General features: G+C 66.9%; 6 protein-coding genes and 1 pseudogene. 2 read left to right on the top strand and 5 right to left on the bottom strand.

The annotated features are described in order from the left end of the window. Nucleotides 1-142: 142 nt before the first annotated feature. Nucleotides 143-2036, bottom strand: a pseudogene (locus KY661_RS34385) (CHAT domain-containing protein); the annotation flags it as partial. Nucleotides 2037-2079: 43 nt separating this feature from the next. Then, nucleotides 2080-2460 (bottom strand): hypothetical protein, encoded by a 381-nt coding sequence (locus KY661_RS34380; protein ID WP_225414211.1) that lies wholly within the window; start codon nucleotides 2458-2460, stop codon nucleotides 2080-2082. Between the two features lie 627 nt (nucleotides 2461-3087). On the opposite strand from KY661_RS34380, the gene pfp reads away from it, so the two are divergent. Continuing rightward, nucleotides 3088-4386, top strand: coding sequence for a diphosphate--fructose-6-phosphate 1-phosphotransferase (gene pfp / locus KY661_RS34375; RefSeq protein ID WP_225414210.1), 1299 nt, complete (start codon nucleotides 3088-3090; stop codon nucleotides 4384-4386). Here the strand turns inward: pfp and KY661_RS34370 are convergent. Further along, entirely contained in the window at nucleotides 4383-4670 is a 288-nt protein-coding gene (locus tag KY661_RS34370; protein WP_225414209.1) for a hypothetical protein, read from the bottom strand. The genes pfp and KY661_RS34370 overlap by 4 nt on opposite strands. Nucleotides 4671-4724: 54 nt before the next feature. Beyond that, complete coding sequence (locus KY661_RS34365; RefSeq protein WP_075010821.1) at nucleotides 4725-5147, bottom strand: hypothetical protein; 423 nt, start codon at nucleotides 5145-5147, stop codon at nucleotides 4725-4727. A gap of 79 nt (nucleotides 5148-5226) precedes the next feature. On the opposite strand from KY661_RS34365, the gene KY661_RS34360 reads away from it, so the two are divergent. Beyond that, nucleotides 5227-5865, top strand: a complete 639-nt coding sequence (locus KY661_RS34360; RefSeq protein ID WP_225414208.1) for an RlmE family RNA methyltransferase — start codon at nucleotides 5227-5229, stop codon at nucleotides 5863-5865. Nucleotides 5866-5872: 7 nt separating this feature from the next. Here the strand turns inward: KY661_RS34360 and KY661_RS34355 are convergent, their stop codons facing one another. Continuing rightward, a complete protein-coding gene (locus KY661_RS34355; protein ID WP_225414207.1) occupies nucleotides 5873-7387 on the bottom strand; it encodes a 2OG-Fe(II) oxygenase in 1515 nt (504 codons plus the stop codon). Between the last annotated feature and the right edge of the window lie 37 nt (nucleotides 7388-7424).

The raw sequence follows: 7424 nt of genomic DNA, 5'->3' as shown, positions 1-7424 counted from the left end.
GGAGCGTTTCGCTCAGCTCGTCTGCGAGCACCCCGTCTTCCGCGAGTGCTTCGGACTTTTATGAGGGGATGCCTCAGCTCGCGGCCAACTCAGGACAGCCGCGAGCCCTTCATCTCCAGAATCGAATCTCCTGTGATGCCTTTCAGTGCGAGTCTGCCGGTTTTGGTGTTTGAGGAGGAATAGGAGTCATGGAACGGAGGGGAGCATCGCTGCCCAGAGCGATGAAGGGAGCCCAGGCATGGGGATGGGGGTGCGTGGTACGCAGAGAGAGCATGGCCTGGCGCAGTGCAGAGGCCCGGCCCAGGCCTTTCAAGAGGTTGCGGTAATAGAGGTCCATGAGAAGGTGAGTGGAGCTGTCATTGACCTTCCAGAGACTGATGAGGAGGGTTTCAGCGCCAGCGGCCATGAGCGCCCGGCGAAGGCCATAGACGCCCTGACCGAGGTGGACTTCGCCGCGGCCTGTATCGCAAGCGGAAAGGACCACGAGCTGAGTGCTCCAGAGGTTGAGCCCAGCCAGTTCCAGGGCGGTGACGAGGGAGGCTTCGGGAGCGGGAGGGGAGGACGAGGCCGTGGAGAGAGCGCCCGCCAGGACGAGGCCGGAGTTGAGCAAAGGCTCTTGCTGTGGAGGAGGAGCACCGCCCAATGAATCGACGAAGGCCAGGCCCCGAGACTCGGATGGTGAGGAGGAGGCATTGCCGAGGAAGAAGCCGTGGGTGGCCAAGTGAAGAACGCCCGGGGTCGAGAGGTTGAGCAGCCGCTGCTTGGAGGCGTCTGGGCCGAGGAAGAGCTGAGCCTGAGGAAGCAGGCGTTGAATGGCGTGAGCTTCTAGACGAGAGCCGGGAAGAGGAACCCAGGCGCTTCTGTCCAAGTGGGAGGGAGGTAGGGAGAAGAAGCGCTTCAGCGCGTCGGAGGGGGGAGAGGAAGGAAGAGAGCCAGAAGGCGCCGGAGAGAAGGAAGAGGAGAATTCAGGGTCGGCGAAGACAAAGACGGAAGAGGAGGGAGCGCTGTCCAGGGGACGAGGCAGCAACTCACGGCCGGAGGTGAGGTACCGGAGGTGAGGTAGGAGAAGTCGAAGGAGTCCAGGATGAAGGCGTGGCCATCGTGGAGCGCAGCGAAGGGGATGAGGCTGAGCTGGCCATCGGTGGAAAGGAAGATGCGGCGGGTAGAGCTGAGCAGGGGTCGCAGGGGTCCAAAAGTGCTTCGGTAGAGTTGCTCAGAAGCGGTTTGGAAGGAGGCGTCCTTGTCAGCCAGCGCATTGCGAAGGCGAGAGACGGCTTGGTCAATGGGAGCAGCCGGGCCCAAGTCGACAGCGCGGATAGAAGCAGCCGGGAAGAGAACCAGAGCCAGGTAGCGCATGTGGCTGGCGCTCTTGGCAGGAGAGGTGCCAGGTTTGCGAATCAAAGGGCTAAGGAGAGAGAGGCCAGTTGAGTGCGCAGGCCTCGGAGGCGCTCGAAAGCATCGCGATCTTCGAGATTCAGGTTGAAGTAGAGAGTGCGAGAGATCGCAGCGGTCTCCGAGACGGAGCGACCCTTGAGGAGGAGCGCGGCGCTGAGGGCGAGGCGTTGAACGCGAGCGTCCTGGGGGTGAGCGCGTAGCAGAGAATAGAGCCATTGCTCGTCGTTGCGCAGGTGAGAGAGGAAGGAGGAGAGGCGGGACTCGGAGAAGTTGAGAGCCTCATGGCGAAGGCGGCGCTCGGAGATAGAGAAGGAACGGGAGAAGAGAGGTAATGCGTTAGAAAGGCGATGCTGGGCCAGACGAAATTTTCCGAACTCGTTGAGAGATTGAGCGGTGTTGGGATGATTGTTGCCGAGAGACGTCTCCCAGAGAGTGAGCGAGCGCCGGAAAAGAGGCTCCGCCTGGTGATACAACCCTTGGTCAGAGTAGAGGATGGCGAGGTTGTTGAGAGAGGCGGCGACGTCGGGATGGTTCTTGCCGAGGGAGGCCTCGCGGATGGCCAGAGCCCGCTGGTAGAGGGGCTCCGCCCAGTCATACAACCCCTGGTCAGAGTAGAGGAAGGCGAGGTTGTTGAGATCCGAGGGGCGCCACCCTCAAAACCACTGGGCGGCCTTCTCGCGGCGTTCATTTGAACGTGCGGCGAGCACGGGCAATCTTCCTTGGCTTTGGGCTGGAGGGCTGGCTCTTCTTGGCTCGTGGACGCTTGGAGGCCGTGGTGGGTTTCGCCTGCGGCGTCACGTCGTCAAACTCGTAGAAGCGCCTGCGGACGAAGTACATGGCGTTCATCAGTGCGTCCACTGGCCCCACTCCCATGGCGTAGTCAATGCCTCGGGTGACGTGCTCGAAGTACATCGGGCAGTACCAATTCGTCCCATCCGCGAGCAATGCAGGCCGTCCGATGGTGACACGCGAGATTCGCTCGGCGCCATCCTCGGTCCGGTACGACCAGTAATCGTCCGCGATGGGGTCATTGATCGCAGTCAGCTTCGGGCGCCAGTCTTTCATGGTTACTCTTCTCACCCATGGGTGAAGTGGGCTAGGTGAACCATCATGGGTAAATAGCGTGGCACATGCCTATACACGCAGCCTTGGATCCCTTGGTTGCGCCCCAGCACAGCGCCTGCTTCCTGGGTGTACGAAGCCGCCTGCAGAAATTCTCAAGGGCTTCACCGCCCGCTTCGCAGGCATCGAGACATGCGCTTTTGTTCGCTGGAGACTCCAGGTCTTGCTCCGGTTTCTGAGCGGGTGGCACCCCCACTGGGGGACAGCCCTCGGGATTCAGCGCGCAGAAACTACCAGGACTGCGGTCGTAACCGTCCATGAAGAGGGGAGTGCCTCCTGATTGCAGGCCTGCACATGCCAACAGGCAAGACGACAGCAAGCTCCACCACATCAAGCGGGGGTCCATCTCCACCTCCGCCCCAAAGGGTAACACGCGCGCTGGCGCGCTTGAGGAGGGCTAACGCTCCTGATTGGCGGAACTGGAGCGCCGCCATGGAGGGGGCGGGAGGCTTGGCGTCGTCGTACTCGACATCGTCCACCTGGATTTTCTGCCGGCCGGACCGCAGGTTTCTGCTGAGTTTGGGGGGCCGCCCGGGACAGGATGCGGCGAACCCATTCGAGGCAGAAGACATGAAGAAGCTCGCCATCGTCGTCGCTGGAGGACCCGCTCCAGGCATCAACAGTGTCATCGGGGCCGCCACTATCCGCGCCTGTCTCTCCGGGGTGGAGGTGCTGGGCATCCAGGATGGGTTCAAGTGGCTCGCCGAGGGGGACATCTCCCACGTGGTGCCCCTCACCATCGCGGACACCAGCCGCATCCACTTCCGGGGCGGCTCGTACATCGGCATCTCCCGCGCCAATCCCACCCGCTCCCCTGAGCACCTTCAGCGCACCATCGACGCGATGGAGCGGCTGGACATCGGCATGCTCATCACCATCGGCGGGGATGGCACCGCGACGCTCGCGCAGATCATCTCGGAGAAGACCCGGGGGAAGATCCGCGTGGTCCACGTGCCCAAGACGATCGACAACGACATCGACTTGCCCCACGACACGAGCACCTTCGGGTTCCAGACCGCGCGCCACGTGGGCGTGGACATCGTGAAGAACCTGATGGTGGACGCGAAGACCACCTCGCGCTGGTACTTCGTCGTCGCCCAGGGCCGCAAGGCGGGCCACCTGGCGCTGTCCATTGGCAAGGCGGTGGGCGCCACCGTCACCCTCATCCCCGAGGAGTTCCGCGGCAAGAAGGTCCCCTTCGCCACCGTGGTGGACACGCTCGCGGGCTCGGTCATCAAGCGCCTGGCCTATGGGCGCCCGGATGGCATCGCGCTGCTGGCCGAGGGCCTCGCCGACTGCATCATCCCGGAGGACCTGGCCCGGTACACGGAGCTGCCGAGGGACCACATGGGCAACCTCCACGTGGCGGACATCCAGCTGGGCGAGGTGCTGGAGAAGGGCGTGAAGGACCGGCTCGCGGAGCTGGGCCTCAAGGCCACGCTCATTCCCAAGTACATCGGCTACGAGGTGCGCTGCGCCGACCCCATCCCCTTCGACATGGAGTACACGCGCGACCTGGGGCACTGCGCGGCCCGCTACATCATCCAGGGCGGCACCGAGGCGGTGGTGGCCATCATCAACGGCCAGTTCCAGCCGCTCTCGTTCCAGACGATGAAGAACCCGGACACGGGCCTGCCCCGGGTGCGGCTGGTGGACGTGGACTCGGACCGCTACCAAATCGCCCGCGGGTTCATGCTCCGCCTCAAGCGCGAGGACTTCGCCAAGCCCGAGGAGCTCGCCCGCCTCGCCGCCTCCGTGAAGCTCACGCCCGAGGCGTTCCGCGAGCGGTTCTCCTACCTGGTGAAGGACGAACCGGAGACCGTGCCGGATGCGGCCCGGGAGGTGATGCTCAAGAAGAAGGAGGGCTAGCGCTTCCGGAACAGGGCCTCCGCGGCGGAGAGCTGCTCCGCACGGTCCTCCTTGGCGTGGAGGCCCCCCTCGCCAATCTGGAAGAACTCACAGAAGTTGGCGCCGTCCTTGTCGGACGGCACGTCCGCGAAGGGCTCCTTGCACTGCTTGGAGGCCGACGGCTCGAAGTGGCGGCAGTTGCGGCACGCGCGCACCTCCTCGCCGCAGTGGGGGCAGGTGTCACGCCGCCCTACCTGGTTTCCAATGATGTCGAGCGGACGTCCGCAGTGGCCGCAGCCGGGCATGGCACCTCCGAGGGGGCACCATCTTGCCAGCGCGGGGCAGGCCCCGGCGAGGGGTCAGCGGTGCGCGCTGGGGACGAACGCCGGGGTGGAGTTCGAGGGAGGAGGCGGGCTGGGCGGCAGGGGCGTCTGGAAGTCGTCACCCGTGGCGTCATCCAACTGCGAGTCCAGGCGCCGCAGCAGGAAGAGCATGTAGGCGGCCAGCAGCGAGAGCGCCGCGCCCATCACCCCGAGCATCTGTCCGCGCTGCCACACGTGCGCCCGCTCCATCACCGAGCGCCGCGAGGAGAACGTCTTCAGCTGCTCGTCGGCCACGGTGCTGTCCAGGCGCTGGGCGTACTCGATGGCCTGGGCATTGCCGCGCTCCAGCAGCCAGCGGGCCTCGGAGTGGAGGGCCTCGGCGCGGCTGTAGCAGTAGACCGCGGCTCCGGCGGACAACAGGGCGACGCTGACTGCCACCACCACGCTACGCGTACCCATGGCCGTCCCTCCCAGCGCGCTGAAGACGTGGGTTCCGAACACCCACCACCGCCTCCATCTTTCCGGGAGACAGTGCCCGATGGTAGGGACCCCTCCAGCCATGGGCAAGCCCTACCGACCGAAGGACCACTATTTCCAGAAAGCCAAGCAAGAAGGGCTCCGCGCCAGGTCTGCCTTCAAGGTGGACGAAATTTTAAGGCGCTTCCCGGTCGTGAAGAAAGGGGGGGTGGTGCTGGACTTGGGCGCTGCCCCCGGCGGGTTCCTGCAGATTCTGGCCGACACGGTGGGCCTGTCCGGCCGGGTGATTGGCGTGGACATCGTCGCCATCCGCCCGTTCACGCAGAAGAACGTGACGACGGCGGTGCTGGACGTGCTGGCGGACGACTTCGATGCGCGGCTGCGGGCGCTGTACGACGGGCCGCTCGACGCGGTCATCTCGGACATGGCGCCCAAGACGAGCGGTATCAAGGCCACGGACGAGGCGCGCAGCCTGCGGCTCGCGGGCAAGGCGCTGGAGGTGGCGGTGACGCGGGGCCGGCCCGGCTCGAGCTTCGTGGCCAAGCTCTTCATGGGCGGCGACTTCGAGGAGTTCCGCGAGCAGGTGCGCGCCAGCTACGGCGAGGTGAAGGTGGTGCGCCCCGAGGCCACGCGCGGGGCCAGCATGGAGGTGTACCTCGTCGGCCTGCGCCTGAAGGCGCCCGCGCCCGCCGCGCCCTGAGCCGCCGCTAAGCGGGGAGGCCCCCAGGGCCTTCGACGGGCCACAGCCGCACGGTGGTGTCATAGGAGGCGCTCACGAGCAGGTCCCCGGGCAGCACGGCCAGGCCCCGGACGAAGTCCTTGTGGGCGTGGCGGGAGAGGAGGGCGAAGTCCGGCAGGCGGGTGAGGTGGATGCCGTCATCCTCGCCGCCGCTGGCCAGCCGCCCGCCGCTCACGGGGGCCAGGGCGCACACCGTCCCCGTGTGGACGCGCTGGGTGTGCAGGGCCTGAAGGGTGGGGTGGGGGGAGAAGGAGGGCTGCCAGAGGGTCAGCTCCCCCGTGGCCTGGCCTGAGACAAGCCTCCCGTCCGGCAGCACGGCGAGGGCCCGGACGGGCGCTCCGGCCGAGACGGAGGAAGGGGCCTCGTGGGGCCGGGAGGTCCGCCACAGGCGCACCGTCCCATCCTCGGAGGCCGAGGCCAGCCACCCGCCCGGCAGGGCCGCCAGGGCCCAGACCCAGCCCGTATGCCCCTGGAGGACGTCTGGGGCACTTCCGTCCGAGGACCACAGCTGGATGCGCCCATCGGCCCCGCCGCTGGCCACGCGCCCGTCGTCCAGGGCGGCCAGGCTCAGCACGGCCCCCTCATGGCGGCCCACGACGTGGGCGGTGCCGGTCTCCCAGCGGCGGACCGTCCGGTCCCGCGAGGCGCTCCAGAGCCGGCCCTGGGTGTCCTCCGCCAGGGCGACGGCCGAGGCGGTGTGGCCCGTTAGCACGGCATCGCAGTCCCAGCGGCCCGCCGAGGCGCGCCACAGCCGCACGGTGCCGTCGCGCGAAGCGGTGGCCAGGCGTCCATCCCGGCGCGCCAGCACGCTCCAGACGTAGCCCTGGTGGCCCGTGAGCACGCCGTCCAGGTCCGTGTGCGCGGGGGCCTCGCGCTCATAGAGGACATCGGTCCGCAGGACATACTTGGTGCCCGCGGAGACCGCTTCGCCGTCGTGCCAGAGCGCGTGGTCGAAGACGATCAGCGTGCCCGCCTCGGGACGGACGGCGCCCAGCAGCTCGGCCTCCTCGGAGCGATCGGCGTAGTAGCGGGTGGCCCCGCCCGAGAACTCCTGGGCATCATTGAGGTAGAGCATGCACGTCAGGTGAGAGCGCACCCGGGGGCTCGGTGCATAGGCGCCATCCCGGTGGATGGAGAAGCGCTGGCCTCCCCGGTAGCGGCAGAAGCGGAAGCGCGGGTTGAGGCCCCGGAGGTGCCACGTGGCCCCGGCGGCATCCACGAGCCGCTCGGGCAGAAACGGCTTCAAGCGCGCGAAGACCGTGTCCGCGAGCGCCGCGTCGTCGTGCACCTGACGGTCGTTGTCCCGGTAGGACGGGGGGTAGTCCCGGCCCGTGGCCTGGAAGCCCACGCGCTCCGCCTCCTGGATGAGGCCCAGGCACTCGCTCCGGGAAAACACCCCCCGGAGCAGGAAGCAGGGCAGGGGCGTCCGGACGTCCGCCGCCTCCCGGACGATGTCAGCGGCACCCGGGTAAATTGGTCGCATGACCAAATTATGGCGCTGGCGAGGGCCCAAGGCAAGC

The organism is Allostigmatella hybrida, from assembly GCF_020103775.1.
In the GTDB taxonomy this organism is placed as follows: domain Bacteria; phylum Myxococcota; class Myxococcia; order Myxococcales; family Myxococcaceae; genus Hyalangium; species Hyalangium aurantiaca.
Note: the sequence above shows the minus strand (reverse complement) of the source record. Positions and strands in the feature narration are given on the sequence as shown.